This window comes from Pseudoduganella buxea (genome assembly GCF_009720835.1).
GTDB classification, from domain to species: Bacteria; Pseudomonadota; Gammaproteobacteria; order Burkholderiales; family Burkholderiaceae_D; genus Rugamonas; species Rugamonas buxea.
On the sequence record NZ_WNKZ01000274.1, the window covers coordinates 1 to 361 of the forward strand.

Below are 361 nucleotides of genomic sequence, written 5' to 3' on the forward strand. Positions count from 1 at the left end.
CCTGGCACTACCAGTACGACCGCCACCTCGTCACCCGCTACACGGACCGCACCGGGCGCGGCATGAACCTCGCCTACGACGCCCACGCCAGGGCAGTCCGCGAGTGGGCCGATGATGGCAGCCACGACACCCGGCTCGACTGGGACGAGAACATCCGCCTGACCTGCGTCACCGATGCGCTGGGCCAGGAGACCCGCCACTACTACGACATCGCGGGCTACACCTACCGCACCGTGTATCCGGACGGGCTGGAGGAATGGTTGTTCCGCGACGACGCCAAGAATGTCGTGCGTCATATCCACACCGACGGCGGCAGCGAGCATTTCCGCTACGACGACCACGGCAACCTGCTCACGCACAC

Annotated in this window: 1 protein-coding gene; it reads left to right on the forward strand. The window is 66.2% G+C overall.

Annotation, left to right across the window (positions count from 1 at the left end; genetic code table 11):
• Positions 1-361: hypothetical protein (locus GM672_RS27930; RefSeq protein WP_155473712.1), on the forward strand; the 361-nt coding region annotated here is incomplete at both ends.